At 65.0% G+C, this 26208-nt stretch carries 25 protein-coding genes; 21 read left to right on the forward strand and 4 right to left on the reverse strand.

The window, feature by feature from the left end:
* Positions 1 to 28: 28 nt before the first annotated feature.
* From ACLLJI_RS05355 to ACLLJI_RS05370, 4 genes are all read left to right on the forward strand, one after another.
* Entirely contained in the window at positions 29 to 2917 is a 2889-nt protein-coding gene (locus ACLLJI_RS05355) for a DNA translocase FtsK (protein ID WP_434618806.1), read from the forward strand.
* A 45-nt stretch (positions 2918 to 2962) separates the two neighbouring features.
* Positions 2963 to 3556, forward strand: a complete 594-nt coding sequence (gene pgsA / locus ACLLJI_RS05360; RefSeq protein WP_283561150.1) for a CDP-diacylglycerol--glycerol-3-phosphate 3-phosphatidyltransferase — start codon at positions 2963 to 2965, stop codon at positions 3554 to 3556.
* Positions 3553 to 4044, forward strand: coding sequence for a CinA family protein (locus tag ACLLJI_RS05365; protein WP_434618810.1), 492 nt, complete (start codon positions 3553 to 3555; stop codon positions 4042 to 4044). The genes pgsA and ACLLJI_RS05365 overlap by 4 nt, the downstream gene beginning before the upstream one ends.
* 127 nt (positions 4045 to 4171) lie before the next feature.
* Positions 4172 to 4609: a helix-turn-helix domain-containing protein gene (locus ACLLJI_RS05370; protein ID WP_283561153.1), complete on the forward strand. Its 438-nt coding sequence runs from the start codon at positions 4172 to 4174 to the stop codon at positions 4607 to 4609.
* A 209-nt stretch (positions 4610 to 4818) separates the two neighbouring features.
* On the opposite strand, the gene ACLLJI_RS05375 is transcribed toward ACLLJI_RS05370, so the two are convergent.
* Positions 4819 to 5412, reverse strand: coding sequence for a MarR family winged helix-turn-helix transcriptional regulator (locus ACLLJI_RS05375; RefSeq protein ID WP_434618813.1), 594 nt, complete (start codon positions 5410 to 5412; stop codon positions 4819 to 4821).
* Positions 5413 to 5453: 41 nt separating this feature from the next.
* On the opposite strand from ACLLJI_RS05375, the gene ACLLJI_RS05380 reads away from it, so the two are divergent.
* From ACLLJI_RS05380 to dapF, 7 genes are all read left to right on the forward strand, one after another.
* Positions 5454 to 5672: a DUF3046 domain-containing protein gene (locus tag ACLLJI_RS05380; RefSeq protein WP_283561156.1), complete on the forward strand. Its 219-nt coding sequence runs from the start codon at positions 5454 to 5456 to the stop codon at positions 5670 to 5672.
* A 317-nt stretch (positions 5673 to 5989) separates the two neighbouring features.
* Positions 5990 to 7042, forward strand: coding sequence for a recombinase RecA (gene recA, locus ACLLJI_RS05385; RefSeq protein WP_283561157.1), 1053 nt, complete (start codon positions 5990 to 5992; stop codon positions 7040 to 7042).
* A 13-nt stretch (positions 7043 to 7055) separates the two neighbouring features.
* A complete protein-coding gene (locus ACLLJI_RS05390) occupies positions 7056 to 7589 on the forward strand; it encodes a regulatory protein RecX (protein ID WP_434618818.1) in 534 nt (177 codons plus the stop codon).
* Between the two features lie 62 nt (positions 7590 to 7651).
* Positions 7652 to 8935, forward strand: coding sequence for a coiled-coil domain-containing protein (locus ACLLJI_RS05395; RefSeq protein ID WP_434618821.1), 1284 nt, complete (start codon positions 7652 to 7654; stop codon positions 8933 to 8935).
* Positions 8936 to 8996: 61 nt separating this feature from the next.
* A complete protein-coding gene (miaB, locus tag ACLLJI_RS05400) occupies positions 8997 to 10589 on the forward strand; it encodes a tRNA (N6-isopentenyl adenosine(37)-C2)-methylthiotransferase MiaB (RefSeq protein WP_434618824.1) in 1593 nt (530 codons plus the stop codon).
* A 175-nt stretch (positions 10590 to 10764) separates the two neighbouring features.
* Positions 10765 to 11745, forward strand: coding sequence for a tRNA (adenosine(37)-N6)-dimethylallyltransferase MiaA (gene miaA / locus ACLLJI_RS05405; RefSeq protein WP_434618827.1), 981 nt, complete (start codon positions 10765 to 10767; stop codon positions 11743 to 11745).
* 9 nt (positions 11746 to 11754) lie between these two features.
* Positions 11755 to 12693, forward strand: a complete 939-nt coding sequence (gene dapF / locus ACLLJI_RS05410) for a diaminopimelate epimerase (RefSeq protein ID WP_434618830.1) — start codon at positions 11755 to 11757, stop codon at positions 12691 to 12693.
* A gap of 41 nt (positions 12694 to 12734) precedes the next feature.
* Here the strand turns inward: dapF and ACLLJI_RS05415 are convergent, their stop codons facing one another.
* Positions 12735 to 13370 (reverse strand): class I SAM-dependent methyltransferase, encoded by a 636-nt coding sequence (locus ACLLJI_RS05415; RefSeq protein WP_434618833.1) that lies wholly within the window; start codon positions 13368 to 13370, stop codon positions 12735 to 12737.
* Between the two features lie 530 nt (positions 13371 to 13900).
* Between ACLLJI_RS05415 and hflX the strand changes: the two genes are divergently transcribed.
* Together hflX and ACLLJI_RS05425 are read left to right on the forward strand one after the other, a co-directional pair.
* Positions 13901 to 15520: a GTPase HflX gene (hflX, locus tag ACLLJI_RS05420; RefSeq protein WP_434618836.1), complete on the forward strand. Its 1620-nt coding sequence runs from the start codon at positions 13901 to 13903 to the stop codon at positions 15518 to 15520.
* A complete protein-coding gene (locus tag ACLLJI_RS05425; RefSeq protein ID WP_434618839.1) occupies positions 15513 to 17576 on the forward strand; it encodes an ATP-dependent DNA helicase in 2064 nt (687 codons plus the stop codon). The genes hflX and ACLLJI_RS05425 overlap by 8 nt, the downstream gene beginning before the upstream one ends.
* 19 nt (positions 17577 to 17595) lie before the next feature.
* Here the strand turns inward: ACLLJI_RS05425 and lexA are convergent, their stop codons facing one another.
* Entirely contained in the window at positions 17596 to 18339 is a 744-nt protein-coding gene (gene lexA / locus ACLLJI_RS05430; protein WP_283561226.1) for a transcriptional repressor LexA, read from the reverse strand.
* A gap of 383 nt (positions 18340 to 18722) precedes the next feature.
* Between lexA and ACLLJI_RS05435 the strand changes: the two genes are divergently transcribed.
* The 8 genes from ACLLJI_RS05435 (at position 18723) to ACLLJI_RS05470 (ending at position 25269) form a co-directional block, all read left to right on the forward strand.
* Positions 18723 to 19124 carry a LysM peptidoglycan-binding domain-containing protein gene (locus tag ACLLJI_RS05435; RefSeq protein WP_434618843.1) on the forward strand — a complete coding sequence of 134 codons (402 nt, stop codon included), beginning with the start codon at positions 18723 to 18725 and terminating at the stop codon, positions 19122 to 19124.
* A gap of 156 nt (positions 19125 to 19280) precedes the next feature.
* On the forward strand, positions 19281 to 20378 hold the full coding sequence (locus ACLLJI_RS05440; protein ID WP_434618846.1) for a histidinol-phosphate transaminase: 1098 nt from the start codon (positions 19281 to 19283) through the stop codon (positions 20376 to 20378).
* A 186-nt stretch (positions 20379 to 20564) separates the two neighbouring features.
* Positions 20565 to 21191, forward strand: a complete 627-nt coding sequence (gene hisB, locus ACLLJI_RS05445; protein WP_283561223.1) for an imidazoleglycerol-phosphate dehydratase HisB — start codon at positions 20565 to 20567, stop codon at positions 21189 to 21191.
* A gap of 77 nt (positions 21192 to 21268) precedes the next feature.
* Entirely contained in the window at positions 21269 to 21904 is a 636-nt protein-coding gene (gene hisH, locus ACLLJI_RS05450) for an imidazole glycerol phosphate synthase subunit HisH (RefSeq protein ID WP_283561233.1), read from the forward strand.
* Positions 21905 to 22066: a hypothetical protein gene (locus ACLLJI_RS05455; protein ID WP_283561222.1), complete on the forward strand. Its 162-nt coding sequence runs from the start codon at positions 21905 to 21907 to the stop codon at positions 22064 to 22066. It begins immediately after the preceding gene.
* A gap of 74 nt (positions 22067 to 22140) precedes the next feature.
* Entirely contained in the window at positions 22141 to 22884 is a 744-nt protein-coding gene (gene priA, locus ACLLJI_RS05460; protein ID WP_434618851.1) for a bifunctional 1-(5-phosphoribosyl)-5-((5-phosphoribosylamino)methylideneamino)imidazole-4-carboxamide isomerase/phosphoribosylanthranilate isomerase PriA, read from the forward strand.
* Between the two features lie 5 nt (positions 22885 to 22889).
* Positions 22890 to 23777, forward strand: a complete 888-nt coding sequence (locus tag ACLLJI_RS05465; RefSeq protein WP_434618854.1) for an SseB family protein — start codon at positions 22890 to 22892, stop codon at positions 23775 to 23777.
* Positions 23778 to 23979: 202 nt separating this feature from the next.
* Complete coding sequence (locus tag ACLLJI_RS05470) at positions 23980 to 25269, forward strand: MFS transporter (RefSeq protein ID WP_434618857.1); 1290 nt, start codon at positions 23980 to 23982, stop codon at positions 25267 to 25269.
* 112 nt (positions 25270 to 25381) lie between these two features.
* Here the strand turns inward: ACLLJI_RS05470 and ACLLJI_RS05475 are convergent, their stop codons facing one another.
* The gene (locus ACLLJI_RS05475) at positions 25382 to 25816 is read right to left on the reverse strand and encodes a DUF1844 domain-containing protein (protein WP_434618860.1); all 435 of its coding nucleotides are present in this window, start codon (positions 25814 to 25816) and stop codon (positions 25382 to 25384) included.
* Between the last annotated feature and the right edge of the window lie 392 nt (positions 25817 to 26208).

The raw sequence follows: 26208 nt of genomic DNA on the forward strand, positions 1-26208 counted from the left end.
CAGGTTTTTCACAGGTAATATGGCCGATATGGCGACACGTACTACTCCCGCCCGCCCATCCGCCGGTCGCACGGGCGGTACCGCCGGGCGATCCCCGAAGACGGCAGCACGGCCCGCTTCGTCGCGCGCCAAACAGCCGGAGCCCGAATCGATAGCACGGCCGGTCTGGCCGGTACGGATGATCGCCGCGTGCTGGCAGGGAGTGGGGCATCTGCTCGGCGGCATAATGCGGCGGATGGGGCACGACCTGAGTTCGCTCCCGGCGGAGGAACGCCGCGACGGCAGCGGACTGTTTTTCGTGCTGCTGGCGGTTTTCATCGCCACCTTTGAGTGGTGGGGACTCACCGGGGGCTTCGTGGACGGGGTGCATGGCGTTCTGGGCGGCACCTTCGGCTGGTTCGCCGTCGTCCTGCCGCCGATGCTGCTGATCTTTGCGGTCCGCGTCTTCCGTACGCCCGCCGATGTGCGCGGCAACAACCGGGTGGCCATCGGCTTCAGCCTGCTGACCCTGGCCGGCACCTCCCTGGCGCATGTGGCCGCGGGCATGCCACAGCTCAATGGCGGGTTCGAGCCGTTGCAGGAGGCCGGCGGCATGCTGGGATTTCTGGCCGGCGGTTTGATAGCGGGCCTGAACCTCTGGCTGGCTGTGGCCTTCTGGTCCGTCATGGCGTTTATCAGCGTGCTGATCCTCACCGCCACGCCGTTCCGGTCCGTCCCGTCGCGGCTGCGGTCACTGTACGAGGCCCTGATGGGACAGTACCCGGACGAGTCAGGCGAGGGCGATGGTCATGACCAGAGCTATCTCTACGAACGGGACGCCCACGAGTCCGGTGTGAAGGCCGAGGCCCCGGCCCGTCGGAAGAAGGGCAAGGGGCTGTTCGGCCGCAAGCGGGACCATGAGCACGACGCCCTCCTGGATGGCTACGTCGGCGATGAGGCCTTCGAACGCGCACTCGTGGATGCCGATGTGGAATCCTCGGACGGTGCCGCGGCCGCCGCCCGGCCCGTGCCTTCGGCACAGTCCGTTCCTGCGGTGGCGCCCGGCGTCCGGCGGCCCACTCAGGCCGAAATCGCGGCCGACAAAATCAAGGCCCGGCAGGGACTTCCCACGAACACCGACACCGCTCCTGCCACGGAGGCAATTTCCGTCGTACCGGCAGCCGCGTCCGCTGTTCCGACGGTTCCGGTCCTCTCCCGCGTTCCGCAGCAGCAACCGCCGATTCCGCAGCGGACGGAACAGCTCTCGTTGGCCGGTGACGTGACCTACACGCTGCCCGCCGCTGAACTACTGGCTCCCGGCACCCCGCCGAAGGAACGCTCCGAAGCCAATGACGCCGTCGTCGCCGCTTTGACGGATACCCTGACCCAGTTCAACGTCGACGCACAGGTGACCGGGTTCTCCCGTGGACCGACCGTGACGCGCTATGAAATCGAGCTCGGCTCCGGCACCAAGGTGGAGCGGGTCACCCAGCTCTCCAAGAACATTTCCTACGCCGTTGCCAGCGCCGACGTGCGCATCCTCTCGCCCATCCCCGGGAAGTCCGCCATTGGCATCGAGATTCCCAATACGGACCGTGAGACGGTGTCGCTGGGGGACGTGCTGCGCAGCCAGAATGCGCGCCGCAACGACCACCCGATGGTGATGGGAGTGGGTAAGGATGTGGAGGGCGGATTCGTGGTGGCGAACCTGGCCAAAATGCCGCACCTGCTGGTGGCTGGGGCGACCGGAGCCGGTAAGTCCTCGTTTGTGAACTCGATGATCACGTCCATCCTGATGCGCGCCACTCCGGATGAGGTGCGGATGGTGATGGTGGACCCCAAGCGGGTGGAACTGACCGCGTATGAGGGCGTCCCGCACCTGATCACGCCGATCATCACCAACCCGAAGAAGGCGGCCGAGGCGCTGCAGTGGGTGGTCCGCGAAATGGACACCCGCTACGACGACCTCTCCAACTACGGCTTCAAGCACATCGACGACTTCAACAAGGCCGTCCGGGCCGGAAAGGTGCACCCGCCGGTCGATTCCAAGCGCGTGGTCAAGGCGTATCCATACCTGCTGGTGATTGTGGATGAGCTCGCGGATCTGATGATGGTGGCGCCGCGCGATGTTGAAGACTCGATTGTGCGCATCACCCAGCTGGCCCGCGCCGCCGGCATCCACCTCGTGCTGGCCACCCAGCGCCCGTCAGTGGATGTGGTCACCGGCCTGATCAAGGCCAACGTGCCGTCCAGGATGGCGTTTGCCACGTCCTCGGTGACGGACTCCCGGGTTGTGCTCGACCAGCCGGGCGCGGAGAAGCTGATCGGCCAAGGAGACGCGCTATTCCTGCCGATGGGCGCCTCCAAGGCAATCCGCGTGCAGGGTGCCTGGGTGACCGAATCCGAGATCCACCAGGTGGTGGAGCACGTGAAGGGCCAGCTGACCGCGGTCTACCGCGAGGATGTTGCCGTGGAGGCACCGAAGAAGCAGATCGATGACGATATCGGCGACGATCTTGACGTGCTGCTGCAGGCCACCGAGCTGGTGGTGACCACGCAGTTCGGCTCGACCTCGATGCTCCAGCGCAAGCTCCGCGTCGGCTTCGCCAAGGCCGGCCGGCTGATGGACCTGCTGGAATCCAGGGGAGTGGTGGGCCCGTCCGAGGGTTCCAAGGCCCGCGACGTGCTGGTGAAGCCGGATGATCTGGCGGCCACCCTCGCGGCCCTGCGCGGGGATGACGGGCCGGTGCAGGCTCCGGTCAGCGCAGGCACCGCGGCGCTGGCGGACAACGCGAATGCGAACCACGGCTACGGCGCTGACCTGGTGGCCGATGATCTGGCCGCCCGCACGCAGGCCGTGGAGTATTACGACGGTGCGGACGTTCCCGGAGAAGACGACGACGGCGGCACGGACGCCTGGTCACTGACAGGCCGCTGAGCTGGTCAGTGACTTCTCGTGGCCCCCGGCGGGTAGCCTTGGTCTGTGAACGAATCGACCGTGCCTGCTGCGCAGCTTTGGAACTTACCCAACGTCCTGACGATGTTACGCATTGTTCTGGTGCCGTTTTTTATCTGGTTCATGATTGCCGACCACAGCACGGAGGATATCTGGCGCTGGGCTGCCGTGCTGGCGTTCGCCGTCGCGATTTACACGGACAAGCTGGACGGCGACATCGCCCGCAAGCGGGGTCAGGTCACGAATTTCGGCAAGATCGCCGATCCGATTGCGGACAAGCTGCTGATCGGCTCGGCGCTGATCATTTTGTCCGCCCTCAACGAACTCCCCTGGTGGATCACCATCCTGATGCTGGTGCGTGAAGTCGGTATCACCGCGCTGCGGTTCGTGGTGATCCGCTATGGCGTCATTCCGGCTTCCCGCGGCGGCAAGCTCAAGACGGTGCTGCAGACCGCGGCCATTTTCCTGTATCTGCTGCCGCTGGGTGGCATCGCGCCGTGGTTGGGCACGGCCGCTCTCATTTTCATGCTCCTTGCGCTGGCGGTCACTCTCGTCACCGGCGCCGATTATATTGTTCAGGCCGTTCGGTTACGGACGGCAGCGAAGGCAGGACACCCGTGATTATTTTGGATCTTCCCCGGATCGTGGCCGACGCCACGGCAACCGGATTGACGGTTGCGACGGCAGAATCGCTGACCGGGGGTATGGTCGCCGCCGCGCTTGTCGAGGTTCCGGGCGCTTCCGCGATGCTGCAGGGCGGCATCATCGCTTACCAGAATGTGCTTAAGAGCTCCATTCTCGGCGTCAACGCGGAACTGCTGGAGAGCACCGGGGCGGTGGATCCGGAAGTCGCACGCGAGATGGCACTGGGCGCCTGCCGGGTCGCCGGGGCCAGGGTCGGGGTTTCCACGACCGGGGTGGCTGGGCCGGAGCCGCACGGCGGAAAGTCAGTGGGCAGTGTTTATATTGGGATAGCACTCGACGGTGTGGCCCAGGCCTACGAGTATCATTTCGCTGGCATACGATCGGCCGTCCGCCAGCAGGCGTGCGACGAGGCCCTCTCCTTGTTGCAGCAGGTGGTGTCGCAGGTCCGGGAACAAAATCCGTGACCGGATAGTTAGTGATATTGAAGGCGGGCGGGGTGGTTCGGTCCTAGGATAGGATGATCAGCCCGTCGACGGCGGCCCGGGAACCCCGGGAGCCGGTACCGAACAAAGAGGGAGTAAGGCGATACAGATGGTGAAGCAACCCGTATCCGTAAACGGCGTAGTGCGCTGGCGTGATGTGGGTTTGGCAGCGGCTAAGCACGAGCAGAAGGAGCGCAAAATGGTGGTTTTACGCCATGAAATTGGTGACGTTTTGCGCGACGTTCGTCAGCGCCAGGGCCGTACCCTCCGCGAAGTCTCACATAACGCCCGTGTCTCGCTGGGCTATCTCAGCGAAGTTGAACGGGGTCAGAAGGAAGCCTCCTCGGAGCTGCTGTCCTCGATCTGTTCGGCTCTCGACGTTCCGCTTTCCCTGATGCTCCGGGAGGTCAGCGACAGGCTGGCCGTCGCAGAGGGCGTCTCGGTGCCGGATACCGTCCCGCAGGAGTTCTCGGCACGCTATGGCCGGGATCTGGGCGAGGAAATCTCCGACGAACTGAGCAAGGACCTCTTGTCTAACGCTTTCTAGGTCTCTACGCCGGGATCTTTCGCGGTCGGGGCCTGTCACCGCTGGTGGCGGGCCTCATCTGCGTCCGCCATCGGATGGCCTCGGAGACCAGTTGCGCGCCTGTCCCGTCCGACCCGGGCCGCGCAGGTAGGCTGGCAGGGCAGGCTAATGGGTGCCCTAAATTCCGGTTCGGCACACGAGCGGCCCGATCATTGGTGCGGGGGCGACCGTTAGCGGGGGGTCTCCGATTCCTTGGGCCCGCGCAGGTGAAGGTCCCGTGCATAGTCCTCATTGAGCTTAGCCATCAGGGTGGCCAAATCGAGCAGTTCCGGTCGTGACCAGTGCTGCAGGCGCCCGCGAAAGGCTTCCTTTCGGGCCGCGTGCACCGTGCGCATTTGTTCGGCACCCTTGTCGGTCAGCAAAATCAATTGGGCCCGTCCGTCCAGCGGGTCCGCTTCCTTGCGGACGAGGCCGACCGATTCCAAAAAGGCGACCTGGCGGCTGACCGACGGCTTGCCGACCCCGATGCATGAGGCGAGCTCTGTCAGACGCATGGCACCGTCACGGATCAGAATGGTGAGCAGACCGTAGGCTGCAGGTTCCAGTTCCGGATGGACGCTGCGGGAAAGATTGAGCGACATCGCCCGGGCGCGCCGCCATAGCAGGCTGAGTTGAAGCTCGACGGCGTCAACGGCGTCTTCTCCCGCTGAATCCGACGCGGGAAGTCCCGGGGCGTATTCATCCTGCGTGCTTCCGGGAGGGTCGGCGCGGGTAGAACCGCTACCGCTGGAACCGATGCGGCCGTCTGGGGCTTGGGCAGTCATTTCTTCATTCTAGGGCCCCCTGTCCGTGAGAGACTCTAGAGGTGCGGATAAGTGATTTTTGGCGGTTGATGGACGATGAATTCGGTGCAGGCTACTCCCGGGTCCTGGCCCGCGACCTCATGCTGGCCGCGGCTGGCGGCCGCAGCGCCCAGCAGGCCCTGCAGGCCGGAATCGAGCCGCGCGCGGTCTGGCTTGCCGTCTGCGATATGCAGGACGTTCCCATTGAGCGACGCCTGGGCAGGGACGTTCCCGTGAAATGACCCCGGCGTGCCTCTTCGAATATCCGTTCGGGTGCCGATACGATGGTATGTGAAGAGATAGTAAAGGCAGTCAACGTCCTGATGGCTGATTTTCGCGACCTTGTCCACACCCCGGGGCTTCATCCTGAAAATATCGGTGGGCTGGACTAGCGTCGTAGATGTCGGTGGGCTGGACCAGCACGACTGCACCGGCACATTGTTTGTTCCGGCCCTAACTTAATACCGGAAACCCGTTGTCGCCCGCTCGTAGCGGGCGTGGCCCGCAGACCGGAGATGGCAAGACCAGAAATGGCACAGATGAAAGACCGAGGTGAATCATGGCAGCTCCCGCAGACCGTGAAAAAGCACTGCAAGCAGCCCTTGCCCAGATCGATAAGCAGTTTGGCAAAGGCTCGATCATGCGCCTGGGAGACGAAGTCCGCGTTCCGATCGAGACCATCCCGACCGGTTCCATCGCCTTGGATGTAGCCCTCGGCATCGGCGGCCTTCCCCGTGGCCGCGTGGTGGAGATCTACGGTCCTGAATCTTCGGGTAAGACGACGGTGGCCCTTCATGCTGTGGCGAATGCACAGAAGCTCGGCGGGATCGCCGCGTTCATTGACGCCGAACATGCTTTGGACCCGGACTATGCAGCGAAGCTGGGTGTCGACGTCGATGCGCTGCTCGTGTCGCAGCCGGACACCGGCGAGCAGGCCCTTGAAATCATGGACATGCTGATCGGCTCCGGGTCGCTGGACATTGTGGTTATCGACTCCGTGGCTGCGCTGGTTCCGCGGGCCGAAATCGAAGGTGACATGGGTGATAGCCACGTGGGACTGCAGGCGCGCCTGATGAGCCAGGCCCTGCGCAAGATCACGGGCCGGCTCAGCCAGACCAAGACCACGGCCATCTTCATCAACCAGTTGCGTGAAAAAATCGGCGTGTTCTTTGGCAGCCCGGAGACGACCACCGGTGGCAAGGCGCTGAAATTCTACGCCTCGATCCGCATCGACGTCCGCCGGATCCAGACGTTGAAGGAAGGATCCGACGCGGTCGGCAACCGCACGAAGGCCAAGATCGTCAAGAACAAGATGGCTCCGCCATTCAAGATTGCGGAATTCGACATTATCTACGGCCAAGGCATTTCCCGCGAGGGAGGCATCATCGACATGGGCGTGGAACACGGCATCATCAAGAAGTCCGGGTCGTGGTTCACCTATGATGGCGATCAGTTAGGTCAGGGCATGGAAAACTCGCGCCGGTTCCTGCGGGACAACCCGGAGCTGACCGAGGAACTTGAGCGTCTGATCAAGGAGAAGCTCGGGGTGGGGGTCAAGCCCGCGGCCGCCGAGGAGACGGAACCCAAACTCAAGGCCGTGGACGGATTCTAGGCAGGTTGGCCGAATGAGCGGTGAACGACCGGCACCGGAACTGGATCCGTACGCGGACCCTGCCGCCGTGGCACGCGCCATCGTGCTGCGGCAGCTGACGGGTTCGGCCAAAAGCAGATTACAGCTGGCCAAAAAACTCGCGGAACGCAACATACCGGAAGATGTCGCCGATGCCGTGCTGGACCGATTTGAAGAGGTCCGGCTGGTGGATGACGCCGAATTTGCGCGGATGTGGGTCCGCAGCCGGGCGCAGACCCGATCGCTGGCGCGTGGCGCTCTTAAGCGTGAGCTCTCGGAAAAGGGCATTTCCGATAAGCGGGCCGCCGAGGCTTTGGAACAAATCACCGATGACGATGAGAGCCAGGCGGACGTGGCGCTCGTGCGCCGGAAACTTCGCGCCGGTCTGGCGGTTTCGGGCCGCACCGAGCGGGATAAATATACCCGCCGCCTCGTCAGTATGTTGGCGCGTAAGGGTTATCCGCCGTCCGTGGCCTTCCGAATAGTCGATGCCGAGATGAGCGCTTTTCTGCGGCAGTTAAGGGACTGAACCGGGCTCCCCGTAGGTGGCGCGACTCCAGAACACCGCGGCACCGGATATGCTGGCGACTTATGGACACGTTCGGAACTAGGTTTAAAGTCTTGGGTACCGCCGCGGTGTTGGCCTGTACCTTGGTGCTGCCCGCCGCGCTGGCGGGCCCGGTAAGCGCCGACGATTCGGCACCTCCGAGCGGTTTCCCGAGCTGGCAGGACGTCCAGACGGCGAAACAGGACGAAGCCTCCAAGAGTGCCGAGGTCGGCAGGATCAACTCCCTGCTTGACGGACTACAGACGGAGGCAGATCAGCTGGGCAATGCGGCGGTCGAGGCCGGAGGGCACTTTGCAGTAGCTAAATCAGACCTGGACTCGGCCAGCGCCAAGGTGGATCTGCTCGCCGCGCAGGCGCAGAAGGCCGATGCACTGGTGGCGCAGTACAAGAAAGAGGCCGGAGCACTGGTCGCGCAGAGCTACAAGTCAGGCGGTTCGAGCATTGGTTTGTTCGCCTCGTTGGACGCGCTCGGATCCAAGGACGGTCTGCAGCGCCTGGACGTGCTGGGAATCGTGACCGATCGGGCCACGACCATGTACAACAAGTCCACCGCCGCACAGGGTACGGCCAAGGCGCTGGCAGATCAGGAGCAGGTCGCCCGGGCCGAGCGGGCGCGCCTCGCCGGGGACGCCGAACAAAAGTTGAACGCAGCCGTCGGCGCGCAGACAGCGGTGGAGACCCAGGTGGCCCGGCAGAAGCAGCAAAGCGGCGTATTGGTTGCACAGCTGGCCTCGTTGAAGGATTCCACCGTTGCCACGGAAGACCAGTACCGTCAGGGCCAGACTGCCCTGGCCGCTTACGCGGCAGCCCAGGAGGCCAAGCGGCTGGCCGCCGTGGAGCAGGCCGCGGCCCAGCAGGCTGCCCAGCAGGCTGGGGCGAACTCCGGGGCAGCGGTCTCCGCCGCCGCTCCTGCGGTCCCTGCGCCCGTCAGCACCGATTACGGCAGCGGCTACATCCCCGTCAGCGTGCTGCTGCCGAATATTCCCGGGAATGGCGTTAACGACCCGGCAGGAGCCCAGGCCTATGCCTCCAGCCGGCTGGGAGCATACGGCTGGGGCCAGGACCAGCTCACCTGCCTGGTGCAGCTGTGGATCCGCGAGTCCAGTTGGCAGACCAACGCCACGAACAGGTCCAGCGGAGCCTATGGGATTGCGCAGGCGCTGCTGCCCAGCAAATACGCCGAGTCCGGCAGCGACTGGTTGACCAATTACCGGACCCAGATCAATTGGGGGCTCGGGTACATCCGGGACAGGTACGGTTCGCCTTGTGGAGCGTGGGCCCATGAGGTGGCCCAGAACTGGTACTGATCGGTCCGCTGTGCCGTGGGCCGGTTAACGTCCCGCGGGATGCAGGTCTTAAGCTGGAGGGGTGAGTCTGACCATTTCCGGCGTTGAACCCTCCGCCACAGCACCAGCATCAGCCCCTCGTTCGGACGGCGGACACGGGGAGCCTCAGCGCACTTACCAGGTGCGGACTTTCGGCTGCCAGATGAACGTCCACGACTCCGAGCGGATGGCGGGCCTGCTGGAAGCCACTGGTCTGGTCCAGGCCGAGGGCGGACCCGCCGACGGCCATTTCGAAAACTACGCCGACGTCGTCGTCTTTAACACCTGCGCTGTGCGTGAGAATGCGGACAACAAGCTCTACGGAAGCCTGGGCATGCTGGCGCCGGTCAAGAAGGCGCACCCGGGAATGCAGATCGCCGTGGGGGGCTGCCTGGCGCAAAAGGATCGGGATACGATACTCCGGCGCGCCCCGTGGGTAGACGTCGTCTTCGGCACGCACAATGTCGGTTCGCTGCCCGCGCTGTTACAGCGGGCGCGGCACAATCAGGACGCCCAACTGGAAATCCTGGAATCCTTGGAAGTATTCCCCTCCACCTTGCCCGCGAAGCGTGATTCGGTCTATTCCGGCTGGGTCTCCATCTCAGTCGGCTGCAACAACACCTGCACGTTCTGCATAGTCCCGGCCCTGCGCGGCAAGGAACGGGACCGCCGCCCAGGGGAGATTCTGGCCGAAATTCAGGCATTGGTGGACGACGGCGCCATTGAGGTCACCTTGCTGGGCCAGAACGTGAACTCCTATGGCGTCGAATTCGGTGACCGGCAGGCCTTCAGTAAACTGCTGCGGGCATGCGGCAGTATCAATGGCCTGGAGCGGGTCCGTTTCACCAGTCCGCACCCTGCTGCGTTCACCGACGACGTCATCGACGCGATGGCGGAGACCCCCAATGTCATGCCGCAACTGCACATGCCGCTGCAGTCGGGTTCAGATAAGGTCCTCAAGGACATGCGCCGCTCCTATCGGTCCACGAAATTCCTGGACATACTCGACAAGGTCCGTGAGCGGATGCCGGACGCGGCGATTTCTACCGATATCATTGTCGGTTTCCCAGGCGAGACAGAGGAGGATTTCCAGGCCACACTCGATGTGGTGGAGAAGTCCCGATTCGCCACGGCCTTCACCTTCCAATACTCCAAACGTCCCGGCACCCCGGCCGCGGACCTGCCAGGCCAGCTGCCTAAGGCTGTAGTTCAGGAACGTTTTGAGCGCCTCACCGCGCTGCAGGACAGGATCGCCGCGGAGGAAAATGCGCGTCAAATCGGACGTACCGTGGAAGTCATGGTGACCGCGCAGTCGGGGCGTAAAGCCGCGGAGACCCGACGGCTCTCCGGTCGGGCCCAGGATCAGCGGCTGGTCCACTTCAGCGTCCCGGAAGGTGCCGGTACGCCACGCCCCGGCGATCTGGTCACGGTGACCATCACGTCGGCGGCGGCCTTTCACCTTGTGGCAGACCCCACCGACAGGGCACACGGCTACAGCGTGCGCCGCTCCAGCGCCGGTGACGCCTGGGACCGCTCACAGGCCGACTCGTGCGGTGCGCCCTCTGATGCCCCGAAAACCGTCGGCGGTGCGCGGAAGGCCGTTTCCCTCGGCATGCCCGCACTGCCGGTCCGCTGACAATGCCAGCGCCCGGTGCTCCGTCAGCGCTGCTCGCTTGCGTTGCTCCGCCGGCGCTGCCAACGCCCGGTGCTCCGCCAGCGCTGCTTGCTCGAGGAGGTCGACCAATGCCGCCCGGCGTTGAGTGGAGACCAGCCGCCCGCATTGCCGGCCATCGGCATCCGCGGTGACGGCAGTGACGAAGCGAGGAACCGCGGCGGATGCTTCCCGGGCCCTTCCCCAGCGGGCCGAGGAGCCCCCGGCTCCCGCCCCGGTCGTCGCCGTCGTCGGCCCTACCGGGTCGGGTAAATCGGAGCTGGCAGTGGCACTCGCGCTGGCGCTGGACGGCGAGATTATCAATGCGGACGCGATGCAGTTATACCGCGGCATGGACATTGGCACGGCCAAAATGCCCCCCGCCGAGCGGCGGGGGGTGCCGCATCATCTGCTGGATATTCTGCAGGTCCGGGACGAGGCCAACGTGGCGGATTTTCAGCGCCTGGCCCGTGACGCCATCGCGGATATCCGCCGACGCGACAGGGTCCCTGTCCTGGTGGGTGGCTCCGGGCTGTATGTCCGCGCCGCACTTGACGTGCTGGAGTTCCCCGGTATCGACGCCGATATCAGGCGCAGGCTCGAGGCCGAGCTGTCCGAGCAGGGATTTGGTGCGCTGCTGGAGCGGCTGCGGGCGGTGGATCCGGTCTCGGCCGAGCGGATCGGCGATGGCCGGCGGGTGGTCCGGGCGCTGGAGGTCCATGAGCTCACCGGGCGGCCCTTCAGTTCCTACATGCCTCAGCGGGAGTATTTCCAACCGGCCGTTCAGATCGGTCTGGCCGTGGATCGTCCCGCCCTGCACCGCAGGCTTGAGGAGCGCGTGGCCGGCATGGTGGCCGCGGGTTTGGCCGCAGAGGTAGCGGCGCTGGACCGCGAGGGGCTCCGCCAGGGGAAGACCGCTTCCCACGCTTTGGGTTACCAGCAGTTCCTGCAGGTGCTCGACGGCGAATCAACGGTGGCGCAGGCCAGCGGGCAGACAGTGGTGGCTACCCGGCAGTTTGCCCGCCGGCAGATTACCTGGTTCCGCGCTGATCCGCGGATCCACTGGTTCGACTGGGACCGGCCGGATCTGCTGAACGCAGTACTGGGTTGCCTTGCGGCCGTTCCCGAGCTCCTGACGTAGGGTTAAGAAATGACGACTGAACCGATGGCCACCGGCGCATCGGCCGGCCTCGCCGGCCTCACTTTCGCCAAGGGTCATGGCACCGGCAACGACTTTATTCTTCTCGCGGATCCCGAGGGCGCCCGCGACATTGCCGACGCCGACGTCGTCGCGCTTTGCGACCGGCACCGCGGGCTTGGGGCCGACGGTTTAATCCGGGCGCTGCGCTCCCGGGAGCTTCCGGAGGGGCGGGCCGTGCTGGCGGACGCCCCTGATGCCGAATGGTTTATGGACTATCGCAACGCGGACGGCTCAATCTCCGAAATGTGCGGCAACGGTGTCCGTGTTTTCGTGCAGTTCCTGCTCTCCAGGGAGCTGATTTGCCTGCCCATTGGCGCGACCCTGACGATCGGCACCCGGGCCGGCAGCAGGAAGGTGCTGCGCACGGATGGCGGTTATGCCGTTGATATGGGGCCGTGGGAATTCATCCACCGTGGATCCGCGGAGGAGCGCGGCATGGATTCGCTGGTGACCGCCGGGGGCTTGGACGTGGCACGACCCGCGCTCTCGGTGAGCATGGGCAATCCGCACACTGTCGTCGCTCTGGCCCACGTGGGGGACCTGGCGGCCACGGATCTGTCCCGGGCACCGGAGGTTGATCCAGCACCGGCGGACGGAACGAATGTGGAATTTGCCGTGCCGGCGGACCCGCTGGTCGTCGATGGCCTGGGCATGATCACCATGCGGGTGCACGAGCGGGGTGTGGGGGAGACCCTGTCCTGCGGAACGGGTGCCTGCGCCGCGGCGGCAGCAACCCGGTTTTGGGCTGGAAAGACCGCGCCCGACGTCTGGCGCGTCAGTGTGCCCGGCGGTGACCTTGGCGTGCGGTTCCTTCCTGCGGCCGACGGCAGCGAACATGTGGAGTTGAGCGGACCGGCCGTTATTGTTGCAACAGGTGTGCTGGCCTAGCGCCCGTCGCCTGTTTCCCGTGGTCTGGTGCTTCTCGGCGCTCAGGATGGGGTTTCGGCGCGGACAACCTGCAGGATCCGAAAGGTTTTAGAGGTGCTGAAGCGGGAGACGCCCAGGCCAAGTGCGGGAAATTTGGCGCAGAGATCGGTGCTAAGCCAGCGCTGAAGCGAGTCCGCACCAAGATTTTTCTGCACCACCAGATACGCGGCACCTCCGGGAGCAAGCCGCGGCAGCCACATGCGCAGCAGCGAATGCAGCTCGTCCTTGCCCACCCTGATGGGGGGATTGGACCAGATGGTTTGGAACGTGACCGCCGGATCCACCTCCTCCGGCAGGCTCGCGGTGACATTGTTCAGCCCCAGCGATGTAGCGTTTTCGTTGGTCAGGGCGATGCAGCGTTCATTGACGTCCACCGCATAGACCCGGGCTGCCGGCGAGCGCAGGGCCAGGGTCAGGGCCACCGGTCCCCAGCCGGAGCCGATGTCGAGAAGATTTCCGCTCTCTGCGGGCGCTGGTGCATTTTGCAGGAGAATCGTCGTCCCCTTGTCCACGCCGTCCGGGCTGAAGATGCCCGCCGTCGTGCTCAGATGCCGTTGTTCACCGGCCAGAATCACCTGAAGTGACCGCCGTTTTTCCGGTCCTGCCGGCTGCGCGCTGAAGTAATGATCCGAGCCCATAGTCCGTCACGTTAGTGTGCCGGTGGCCGAAACGGAATCTGCAGGCGTCCGCTTCCGCCGCCCGCATAATTCCGCCGCCACGACCGGGACCACTGCTAGCATGGACGCATGTACATTCTGTGATCGGCCCGTCCCGCAGTGGCCCGTCCCGCAGTGGCCCGTCCCGCAGTGGCCCGTCCCGCAGTGGCCCGTCCCGCAGTGGCCCGTCCCGCAGTGGCCCGTCCCGCAGTGGCCCGTCCCGCAGTGGCCCGTCCCGCAGTGGCCCGTTCAGAGGCGATTCCGGCAGGGCCCATTCCAAGAGCGGTAGTCCAGCGGCGGTTCATGCCAGCGCCAGGCCATGAACTGGCTGCAGCCCGCTTCGCCGCCGGCACGTTGAGTAAAATCCGTGCGAACCGATCACCTAAGGATGTTTAATGGCCCAGGAATTCCCAGGTATACCAACGCCCGGCCAAACGCCGGAAGGCCCTGCGGCCGGCTCCAATGCCCGCGGACCGGACTACGATGTTAAGCACGACCTTCTAAAGGAGACTATGACCAACCCGAATCCAGCCCCCGGCGCCGATGAAGCAGGAACATCCGACGAGGGTCAGGACATGACCGCGGCCGATATCCAGGCCGTCATTGACCGGATTCTGGCCAAGGACGCCGGGGTGGCCGAGCATGCGGCGCGTTCCGGTTCCAGGACCTCCGACGGCGCCGCAAAGGCCCGCGGGTTGAGCACCAACCTGGGAAAGGCACAGGCGATATCCGCTCTTGACGGCGGGCACGGCAGCTACGACGGCGACCAGGAGGATCTGCAGGATCGCCGCGCACTGCGCCGGGTGGCAGGTCTGTCCACCGAGCTTGAGGACGTCACCGAGGTCGAGTACCGCCAGCTGCGGCTGGAGCGCGTGGTGCTGGCCGGTCTGTGGACCGAAGGCACGCTCGCGGACGCGGAGAATTCGCTGCGTGAGTTGGCGGCGTTGGCGGAAACCGCAGGATCAGAGGTGCTGGATGGGATCGTTCAGCGCCGGCTCAAACCGGACCCGGGCACGTTCCTTGGTTCCGGCAAGGCCTTGGAGCTTAAGGACATCGTGGCCGCAACCGGCGCCGACACCGTCGTGGTGGACGGCGAGTTGGCTCCGTCACAGCGCCGTAGCCTTGAAGACATCGTACTGGTCAAGGTGATCGACCGGACGGCCCTGATTTTGGACATCTTTGCCCAGCACGCCAAATCCCGTGAGGGCAAGGCCCAAGTGGAGCTGGCCCAAATGGAGTACCTGTTGCCTCGGCTTCGCGGCTGGGGTGACTCCATGTCCCGGCAGGCCGGTGGACGCATCGGAGCGGCCGGCGGAGGCATAGGTTCCCGGGGGCCCGGTGAGACGAAGATCGAACTGGACCGGCGCCGGATCAGGACTCGGATGGCCAAACTGCGCCGTGAAATCGGTGCAATGAAACCCGCGCGGGACACTAAACGTTCCAACCGCCGTCGTAATGCCGTCCCGTCCGTCGCCATTGCCGGGTACACGAACGCCGGTAAGTCCTCGCTGCTGAACAGGCTCACCGACGCCGGCGTGCTGGTGGAAAACGCGCTCTTTGCCACGCTGGACCCCACCGTCCGCAAGGCCGAAACCGCCGACGGGCTCGGCTTTACGCTGGCGGACACCGTCGGCTTTGTCCGCTCGCTGCCCACCCAGCTGGTGGAGGCCTTCCGGTCCACTTTGGAAGAGGTGGCGGATGCGGACCTGATCCTGCACATTGTGGACGTCTCGCATCCGGATCCGGAGGGTCAGATCGCCGCCGTCCGCCACGTTTTCAGCGAGGTGGACGCCCGCAAGGTCCCGGAGATCATTGTCCTGAACAAGGCCGACGCCGCCGACCCTTACGTGATCGAGCGGCTCCGCCAGCGCGAACCACGCAACGTGGTGGTGTCGGCCCGCACGGGGCAGGGCATTGACGAACTGCTCGCGGCCATCAGCGAAGCAATTCCGCGCCCAGGCGTGGAGCTGGAGCTGCTGATTCCGTACGACCGGGGGGACCTGATCAGCAAGCTGCATGAATCCGATGCCGAGATCCTTACGCTGGACCATGGCGAGTCCGGAACGCACGCCAGCGTGAAGGTGCGCGAGGGGCTGGCCGCAGAGCTGGAGCCATTTATCCTCCATGGCTGAGGCAGCGGCACGGAACGTAAAAACGGCCGCGGGGGAGCAGTTTGCCCTGGAGCTGCTCGATGCCGCGGTGGACGCCATGGGCGGCCAGCAGCGTGACGGTCAGCACGAAATGGTCCGCCGCGTGGTCGCCTCCATCGACACCGGTGATCATTTGCTGGTCCAGGCCGGCACAGGGACCGGAAAATCTTTGGCCTATCTGATCCCGCTGATTGCGCATGCGCTCGAGAGCGATAAGCCTTCCCTGGTCTCCACCGCAACGCTTGCATTGCAGGCGCAGATTGTCGGCCGTGACCTTCCGCGGCTGTTGGAATCGATTTCCGCAATGCTGCCGCGGCCGGTGAAGGTGGCGCTGGTGAAGGGGCGGAGCAATTACGTCTGCAAGCATAAGCTGCAGGGCGGGTTCCCGTCGGAGGAGCCCTCCGAGGGCCAGTTGTTCGCGCTCGGCGAGGACACCAGCGTCATTCACCCCGTCGGCGCCTCTTCCGGGTCCTCCAGCCAGTTGGGCCGTGAGGTGGTCCGGCTCCGGGACTGGGCGGAGGACACCGAAACGGGAGACCGCGACGAACTCACGCCGGGGGTCAGCGATCGGGCCTGGCGCCAGGTTTCGGTGACGTCGATGGAGTGTCTTGGGGCGCAGAAGTGCCCACTGGCGCTCGAATGCTTCAGCGAACTGGCGAAGGTACGTGGCGCGGAGGCGGACCTCGTCGTGACGAATCATGCGATGCTGGCGATCAGCGCGTTTGAGGGCCTCGCGGTCCTGCCCGAGTATGACGTCGTCGTGGTGGATGAGGCGCATGAACTTCAGGACCGGGTTACCGGTGCTGTCAGCGGTCAGCTCTCTGTGCAGATGATTCACGTTGCCGCCTCCAGCGCGCGGAAGAATACGGGCATCTCGATGGAGACACTCAATTCCGCGGCCGGGTATCTGGAGGCGGCCCTTGGCGGACTCCCGTCCGGGCTGCTGCCCTCGGGCCTGAACGAGCAGCAGCTCACCGCCATTGATCAGGTGCGCGATGCCTGCCGGACGGCGTTGTCGGATTCCAAGGGGGACGCCGGCAATGCCGACGGCGGACGCCAGATGGCGCGCTCACGCCTGACGTTGATTCTGGAACTGGCCGAGAGGCTGCTGGTGGCGCGCGAGGCCGGCGAGGTGGTCTGGTTGTCCCGACCGGGCGGATTCACCCCGCAGCAAGGCTACTCCGTGCCGGATGAGTCGGCTCCGGCTCTGATCAACATCGCACCGCTGAGCGTGGCCGGCCGGCTCCGGGAGGGGCTCTTCGCGGATCATACGGTTGTGCTGACCTCGGCTACCCTCGCGGTCGGCGCGGCATTTGAACCGGCGGCCGGCGGGTTGGGACTGCTGGGTCCCGGGGCGCCCAGCTGGACCGGGGCGGACGTAGGCTCGCCGTTCGACTACGCCAAGCAGGGGATGCTGTATGTGGCCGCCCATTTGGCGAAGCCGGAGCGCGGCACCTCGGCGGAGCAGCTTGATGAACTCGAAGCACTGATCCGGGCTTCGGGCGGCGGGGCGCTGTGCCTCTTTTCCTCCCGCCGGGCCGCAGAGGACGCCGCGGAAGCGCTCCGGTCCCGGCTGGAGGTGGTTGTGCTCTGTCAGGGGGAGTCATCGATGGCCGCCCTTGTCAAGCAGTTCGAGGCTGAACCGGACACCTGTTTGTTCGGCACCATGTCCCTGTGGCAGGGCGTTGATGTGCAGGGTGCGTCCTGCCGGCTCGTGGTGATAGACCGGATCCCCTTTCCGCGCCCGGATGACCCGCTGATGACCGCACGCTCGCGCGCCGTTGCCAAGGCCGGCGGGAACGGTTTCATGTCGATATCGGCGACTCACGCGGCGGTCCGGCTTGCGCAGGGCGCGGGCCGGCTGATCCGCTCGTCCTCGGACAAGGGCGTGGTGGCAGTACTGGACTCACGGCTGGCCACGGCCCGTTACGGTGGCTTTCTGCGTGCGGCCCTCCCACCATTCTGGCCCACGACGGACCGTGCGCTGGTGATGAGCGCCCTGCAGCGGCTGGCCGAAGCAGGCAAACCCGAGGCCTGACCGGCGGCAGACCGCCCGCCTAGATGGCGCGCAGCACCGAAACAATTTTGCCCATGATGGTGGCATTGTCGCCCACTATCGGTTCATAACGGGTGTTCTGCGGCAGCAACCAGGTGTGCCCATCCCGCTGACGGAACGTCTTGACGGTTGCTTCGTCATCGAGGAGGGCCGCCACGATGTCGCCGTTGATGGCGTCCTGCTGCCGGCGCACTACGACCCAGTCGCCGTCACAGATCGCGGCGTCGATCATGGAGTCGCCGGTCACCTTGAGCATAAAGAGCTCTCCATGACCTACGAGCTGGCGTGGGAGTGGCATGACGTCCTCGACTACCTGATCAGCCAGGATGGGTCCGCCGGCGGCGATCCGTCCGACTAGAGGCACCATGGCGGTGTCTGAGGCGCTGCTCAGCTCTGCCATGTTCAGACCACTGGCGCTGCGCAGCTTTGCCGGGGATGGCACGCCCTCGATTTCCACGACCCCGTCGTCCAGGGTGAGCGGGATGAGCACTTCCATGGCGCGGGGGCGCTTCGCGTCCCGACGCAGATAGCCCAGTTTTTCCAACTGGGAGAGCTGATGAGTGACGCTGGACAGGCTTGCGAGCCCGACGACGTCGCCGATCTCACGCATGGACGGCGGGTAGCCCTTGTCACTGATGGAGCGCTGGATACACTCAAGGATCTTTTTTTGCCGCACCGTCAGGCCCTTAAAGCCGGCCCGGCTGGCACGGTTCCCGCTATGGAGGATGAATTCCGGACCTGCCATGACGTGCCGTCCCTTCTTGAAACTGCAACCGGCCCGGCGCCGACAAGCGCCCGGCGGATCCGCTCCGCCCGTCATCCGTATGCTACGGCTTGGTCGGAGCTGACCACCCCCCAACGCCCCCAGCCAAAATGTCGGTGGGTTCTGGTGGACTCGTCGTGTGGCCGGATCCTGCTTCTAATCTAGGGCAGTTTCCGGTTGATTTCAAACATATGTTCTACCGGGTCTTGGCATGCATCGTTAGTGAGTGCTACAACTGGAGAACACAGTTTCGAATACATGTTCTAGCTGGACCAGTGGTAGTTGAACCCTGCGCCGCCTACAGGCGCTACAAGTGCACTGCCGGGTCAGGACAACTGGACCTCGTAGCGTGAAAGGTGAAGAAAATGAACGCCACATCGACCTTTAATCTCGAAGCCCGGCCCGCCTCCGTGAGCCGGCGGCCGGCTTCCAAGGGCTGGCAGCCCGCATCCAAGATCCAGCTCCGACTGACTCGCCGCGGGCGTCTGGTCCTGATGGGTATTCCACTGATGCTGTCCGCTATCGCTGTGCTGTTGCTGGCCGGGTTCATTACGTCGCCGGCCCAAGCCTCCACCGGTGCAAATTCGCCGGGGGTCCACGCTTCCAAGGTCACCGTCATGGCGGGCCAGACTCTTTGGAGCATCGCCTCGGCAAGCGATCCGTCACGGGATCCGCGGGACGTTGTGGCGGACATCCTGGAGCTGAACAGTCTCACCACTTCAGTCGTCCAGCCGGGGCAGCAGGTCTACGTTCCGCTGCTGAACTGATGGCGAAGGCTGCCTTGAAGCACAGCAGTGAGGCCCACCAGCGTCGCCAACCATTGGGGCCGGTGAGCCTCTAAGAGCTGACTGATGAGGTGGTTATGTCAGCTTTAATTCCCGGCCCGGTTCGACCGTGGCGGCCGGGGAGCTTAAACTGGAACCGTGAATCAGACTGAGCGTCTCGACCGGCTGCCCCTGCGGAACGATCTGCGCGGGCTGCACCCGTATGGTGCACCTCAGCTGGACGTCCCCATCCTGCTCAACGTCAATGAAAATACCCACGGCGTCCCCGATGATGCGCGCGAGGCCATCCTCAAGGCGGTCGACAACGTGCTGGTCGGCCTCAACCGCTACCCGGACCGGGAATTCACCGAACTGCGACGGGCTTTGGCTGCATATTTGGGGCACGGCCTAGCGGCTGAGAACGTCTGGGCAGCCAACGGGTCCAACGAGGTGCTGCAACAGATCCTGCAGGCGTTCGGCGGACCGGGACGCAGAGCCCTGGGCTTCCCTCCCACCTACTCAATGTATCCGTTGCTCGCCAACGGCACCGGAACTGAGTACGTCACCGGGCGCCGCACGGAGGATTTCGGCCTGAGCGCCGCGTCAGCCGCCGAACAGGTACGCGAACTGGCACCCAACATTGTCTTCCTCTGTTCACCAAATAATCCGACTGGCACGGCGCTCAAGGCCGAAGTTGTTGAAGAGGTCTACGAGGCGGGCAAGGCATCGCAAGCCATTATCATCGTCGATGAGGCATACGCGGAATTCGCCCATGACGGAACACCCAGCGCCATGGCTTTACTGCCGGGGCGTGAGCGCCTCGTGGTCTCCCGCACCATGAGTAAGGCCTTCGCCCTGGCCGGCGCCCGGTTGGGCTATCTCGCCGCCGCCCCTGAGATCGCCGACGCATTGCGGCTGGTCCGGCTGCCTTACCACCTCTCCGCCATTACACAAGCCACGGCCGTGGCGGCGCTGCGGAACTCCGATTCCCTGCTGGCCAACGTTGAGGACATCAAGATCCAGCGCGACCGGATCGTGGCCGGACTATCCGCGTTCGGGCTCAAGCCGGCGCCGTCGGATTCCAATTTTGTTTTCTTTGGCGGCATGGAGGATCCGCATGCCATCTGGCAGGGACTGCTGGAGGCGGGCGTCTTGATCAGAGACGTCGGCATTCCCGGTCATCTGCGCGTCACCGCCGGCACGGAAACGGAAACATCGGCTTTCCTCGATCGGCTGGCCGTGGTGTTGGGCCGTTGAGTGGCCCGCGAACGACGGGTTCGATGGCTGTTGGCCGACCGGCATTCGGGGATCCGTCCGTATTCTCCTAGAATTAGGGGACGCGACCAATGCTTTGGCACCGGTGCTGCATAATCCGGACGCGTTCCGGCGCCGCACTGCAGAGGCCAGCACCATCCACAATCCAGGAACGAAGGACCGCCCGCAATGAGCGAGAACACATCCACTTCCGGCGCCCCACGCACGGCGCGGCTGGAACGGAGCACCAGCGAGTCGTCCGTACTGGTAGAGGTTGACCTGGACGGGACAGGGGTGTCCAGCATCGCTACCTCCGTCCCCTTTTACGATCACATGCTGACAGCGCTGTCGAAACATTCGCTGATCGACCTGACCGTCAAGGCCAGCGGAGATACCCACATTGACGTGCACCATACCGTGGAAGACGTGGCCATCACCCTGGGTGAAGTCCTGCGCCAGGCCCTGGGCAACAAGGCCGGCATCCGGCGGTTTGGCGAAGCCACCGTTCCACTGGACGAGGCACTTGCCAACGCCGTCGTCGATGTTTCCGGCCGCCCCTACCTGGTTCACAGCGGCGAGCCGGCCGGACAGGAATATCACCTTATTGGCGGCCACTTCACCGGTTCGCTGACGCGCCATGTCTTTGAAGCCATGACATTCCACGCACGGATATGCCTGCACATGACGGTCCTCGCCGGGCGGGATCCGCACCACATTGTGGAGGCACAGTTCAAAGCCTTCGCCCGCGCCCTGCGCAGTGCCATCGAACCCGATCCGCGCGTCGTCGGCATTCCTTCCACCAAGGGCAGCCTGTGACGGCGGAGCAGCTTTCGCCGGACAGCGCCGCTGACGCCCCGTCGGCGGACGGCGGCGGTTCCGCGGCGGGTCCGACGGTGACGGTGCTGGACTATGGCTCGGGGAACGTACGTTCCGCCGTCCGGGCCCTTGAGCGCGCCGGCGCCGTGGTGACGCTCAGCGCCAAGGCCGACGACGTGCTCGGCGCCGACGGCCTGGTCGTCCCGGGTGTCGGGGCCTTCGCTACGGTGATGAAGGAGCTCAAGGGCGTCGACGGTCTGCGGATGATCGGCCGGAGAGTCGCCGGCGGCCGTCCGGTGCTGGCCATTTGCGTTGGACTGCAGATCCTCTTCGATGGCGGTGTCGAGCACGGCAACAGCGAACCGGGGATGGCCGAGTGGCCCGGCACGGTGGAACTGCTCCCGGCTCCGGTGGTGCCGCACATGGGCTGGAACACCGTTGACGTGCCGGAGGGGTCGAAGCTTTTCGAGGGCGTCGAGCATGACCGTTTTTATTTTGTGCATTCCTACGGTGTGCAGACATGGGACTTTGATGTGGCCCACGCGCGCATCAAACCTCCCCTGGTCACCTGGTCTGAGCACGGAGCCCGCTTTATTGCCGCGGTGGAGAACGGGCCGCTGTGCGCCACCCAGTTCCATCCGGAAAAATCCGGGGACGCCGGGGCACGGCTGCTGCGTAACTGGGTCCACTCGCTGCGGAAGGCGGCGGCCTGAATGTGGTCGGTTGTCCTGATGGGCCTCGCCGGGCTGCTGGTCGGCGGTGCTATTGCCTATTACCAGCAGAAGAAGCCGCGCTGGATCCCGTTTTCCTTTGCCCTGCTGGCCGTCATGTCGCTGCTGGCCGCTTACCTGCTGACGCTGCCGGCCTCCAAATAATTCCATCCGGCGGTCCGCTGAACGCGCGGGCCGCTGCCCTGCTTATTCCACGCACCTAGACCGATGAGGACCCGATGACCAGCGCTGAGACAACCCTTCTGGAACTGCTTCCCGCCGTAGATGTCGCCGACGGCCAGGCCGTGCGCCTGGTGCAGGGTGAGGCCGGCAGCGAAACGAGTTACGGATCCCCTCTCGATGCCGCGCTGGCTTGGCAGAATGACGGTGCCGAGTGGGTGCATCTGGTGGATCTGGACGCCGCGTTCGGTCGGGGCTCCAATCTTGAACTGCTGCGCGAGGTAGTGCAGGCCCTGAACGTCAAGGTGGAGCTTTCCGGCGGTATCCGCGACGATGCGTCCTTGGAGGGCGCCCTCGAGCTGGGTGCGGCCCGGGTGAATCTGGGCACCGCAGCGCTGGAGGACCCGTTGTGGACGGCCCGGGCCATTGAACGTTTCGGTGACAAGATCGCCGTCGGCCTTGACGTTCGTGGCACCACGCTCGCAGCTCGCGGCTGGACGAAGGAGGGCGGGGACCTTTGGGAGGTGCTGGCCCGCCTGGAGGATGCAGGATGTGCCCGGTATGTCGTCACCGATGTGACTAAGGACGGAACTCTGCGGGGTCCGAACGTAGAGCTGCTCCGCGAGGTTCTTTCGCGCACTGGAAAGCCGGTGGTGGCATCCGGCGGCATTTCCAGTCTGGCGGATCTGCAGGAACTGCGCACGCTGGTTCCGCTGGGGCTCGAGGGGGCAATCGTGGGCAAGGCGCTGTACGCCGGAGCCTTTACGCTTCCCCAGGCCCTGGATATCGCCGGCCGGCGCTAGCCGCAATGTCTGAGCCGGTGCAGCGCTCGCTTCCGGGGCACATTGCCGCGGCGTTGGCGGCAGCCGGCGGTGCCGCCGATTCGGCCGACCAGCCGTGGCAGGGGCGGACGCTGGGTGCGGAGCGGAAGTATCACAATTTTGAGGACGACGACGGCGCCACCGACGCGGGCTACGCGGCGGCACTGGCTGCGCTGAGCGCCAGGACGGGGGATGAAGCCGCGGTCGTCCACAGCCTGGCTTCGGCCCGGGTCTTCGTGCCCATCCTGGCTCAGGTGGCACGGGCGCACGTTGTGTCGAATGGCTTGGCCTCGGACAAGGAGTCCGATATGGCACTGGTGACACTGACGGCGCCGGACGGGCGTCGGGCGCTGCCGGTGTTCACCTCCACCGAGAATTTGACCCGCTGGAACCCTCAGGCGCGGCCCGTCGCCGTGTATGCCCCGCGGGCGGCGCTCTCCGCCGTGGCCGAAGAAGCGCAGCTGATGGTGGTGGATCCGGCGGCGCCGCAGACGTTCGTGCTGCGGCGCCCTGCAGTGTGGGCGCTGGCCCGTCAGCAGCGCTGGCTGCCCAGCTACGCCGACCCGCAGATAGCCAGCGCACTGGCCGGATCCATGGCAGCGCTGGGGCATCCGGCCCTTTTGGGAATCCGGGCGGAACCCGGCGCTGGGATCGTTTCCGCCGACCATGAGGGGAACACCTCTCCCGGTGGTGGCGCGGGGCCGGAATTACGGGTTCAATTGACTCTGGCACCCGGCCTTGATCAGGATGCGCTGAACGCCCTGATCGGGGAACTGGAGCTGTTATGGTCGCGAAATGAATACTTCGCGGAGTCTGTTGATTCGGTGGAGGTCCGCCTGCAGGCCGCCGCGTCAACGGACAGACCGGCGCGTTGAAGCGGCACGGTGTTGAAGCGGCACGGTGTTGAAGCGGCACGGTGTTGAAGCGGCACGGTGTTGAAGCGGCACGGTGTTGAAGCGGCACGGTGTTGAAGCGGCACGGTGTTGAAGCGGCACGGTGTTGAAGCGGCACGGTGTTGAAGCGGCACGGTGCTGATCCGGCGCTCAACGTGCAGGAACGACGAGAAGGAACACGTCAGTGAACTTTGCCGGCTACCGGGAACTGCTTTCCATAGCGCCTGTACGCCGGCTCCTGCTGGTCGCCATGCTAGCGCGTATTCCGCACGCCGCCGCGGGGGTGCTGGTGACACTGCACGTGGTGGAAACTTTGAACCTCGGCTATGGCGCCGCCGGCGGCGTGGCCGCGGCGGTCACTATCGGCATCGCGCTGGGCGCTCCCTGGCGCGGACGGCGCGTGGATCTGGTGGGTCTGCGCCGGGCGTTGGTTCCCTCCGTCATCTCGGAAGTCGTGGTGTGGTCGGTGGCGCCCTTCCTCGGCTATGAATTGCTGTTGGTGGCCGCCGTCATCGGTGGCCTGTTTTCGGTGCCGATCTTCTCCGTGGTCCGACAAGCGCTGGGTGTCATGGTGGCGCCGGCGCAGCGGCGCACGGCCTATGCGCTGGATTCGGTCGGGGCGGAACTGACATTTATGGTGGGCCCGGCACTCGGTGTTCTGCTCTCGACCACCCTGCATTCGGTGGCCGGCCTGATCCTTATCGGCGCGGCCTCTGCAGTGGCGGGTCTGTTCCTGATGTGGTTCAATCCACCCACCCGTACCGGGCAGCGCGGCAGCTATCAGCAGGATGTCAATGACGAATTGGCCTCGATGGAAGAGTTGTCTCCGGCCGAGGCCGCCGGCAGCCAGTCCTTCGCCGGCGCCAACGTGCTGGGCAGGCTCTGGGGACGCACCAAGGGGAGCCTGGTCTGGCTGAACGTCGCCGTGATCGCGGTCCTCGGCGCCTCCCTGGGCGCGGGACTGGTGCTCTCCGGAACGGATGTGGGGATCGTGGCGGTACTGCGCAATTCGGATCAGATCGGATCCATGGGCATCGTGTTGGTGTTCTGGTGCGCGGCTTCGGTGGTCGGCGGTCTGATCTACGGCGCGCTGAGCCGGCCGGTCAACCCGCTCTGGATGCTGGCGGCCATGGCTTTGCTGACAATCCCGATGGGCTTCGCCACCGATGCCTGGAGCCTGGCGCTGCTGTCCATTGCCCCCGGACTGCTGTGCGCGCCGGTGCTCACCTCCAGCGCGGAGCGGATCGCAGAACTTGTGGCGGAACAGCGCCGCGGCGAGGCCATGGGCTGGTACGGTTCATCGCTGACACTGGGAAGCGCAATCGGCGCCCCGTTCGGCGGTATGATGATCGACATCGTTGGCCCCTGGGGAGGGTTCACTACGGTGGGCATCCTGGCCGCGGCACTGGCCCTGGCAGGGCTAGTGGCCCAGGCGTTCAGACGACGCTCCCTCAGCAGGCCGGCCCTCACATAGCGGCACCATTGTTGATCACTTGCCCCCGCGGCATCTCCCACGAGGTGAGTTGGGAGACCGGCCGATCCCAACGGAGTCTTCAGGGGCAGATCTCGACACTCACCGCGGGGTGTCAGTTGACCGCGCCGGTGAACTTCTCGCCGGGACCCTTGCCCGGTGCGTCGGGAAACTCGGATGCCTCGCGGAAGGCCAGCTGCAGGGAGCGCAGCCCGTCACGCAATGGACCAGCGTGCTGGCTGCCGATCTCCGGGGCGGCGGCGGTAATGAAGCCGGCCAGAGCGGTAATGAGCTTGCGGGCCTCATCCAGGTCCTTGAGATCGTCGGCGTCGGCACCATCCGCCAGCCCGCATTTCACCGCGGCCGCGCTCATCAGGTGCACTGCCGCCGTCGTAATCACCTCAACGGCAGGAACTTCGGCAATATCGCGCAACTGCGTGCCGGCACCTTCCCCTTCGGGCGCCTGCCGGGCTGCCCCGGCCGCTTCCGGTGCCTGGCCAAAACTGTGGCGGGTCTGCTCTACGGGTGAATTGTTCTCTGGCGTACTCATGCTGGTAAGCTTGTCACAGACCGACTGAATGTCGCTATTTTCTTGGCGTCCAGACCGGATGCACCGATGGTTGTTCCGCAGCCCCCCGGTGCAGGTCCGGACAGGGAACGTGCATTCAGCCAGCAAGCGGAGTTCTTTCCCACCCGTCGACCCGGTACAGGTTTCCCCAGCGTTTGGGCAACCCCGGAGTTACCGGGTACAGGTCGGCCAGGCGCTCCTGACAAGGGGCTGACGGTGGATATCCCTTCGGGGGATCTGCGGCCGCCGACCATGAGGCCTCTGATTGCGCCAGCAGTCGGGGGCCTTCTCCTATTTCTGGTGTTCGCACGATTTTCGAAAACAACAGGAGTGACACATTAGCGAGCCACGAATCAACGATCGAATCCGCGTCC

This window comes from Arthrobacter sp. A5, from assembly GCF_051131705.1.
Lineage (GTDB): Bacteria > Actinomycetota > Actinomycetes > Actinomycetales > Micrococcaceae > Arthrobacter_M.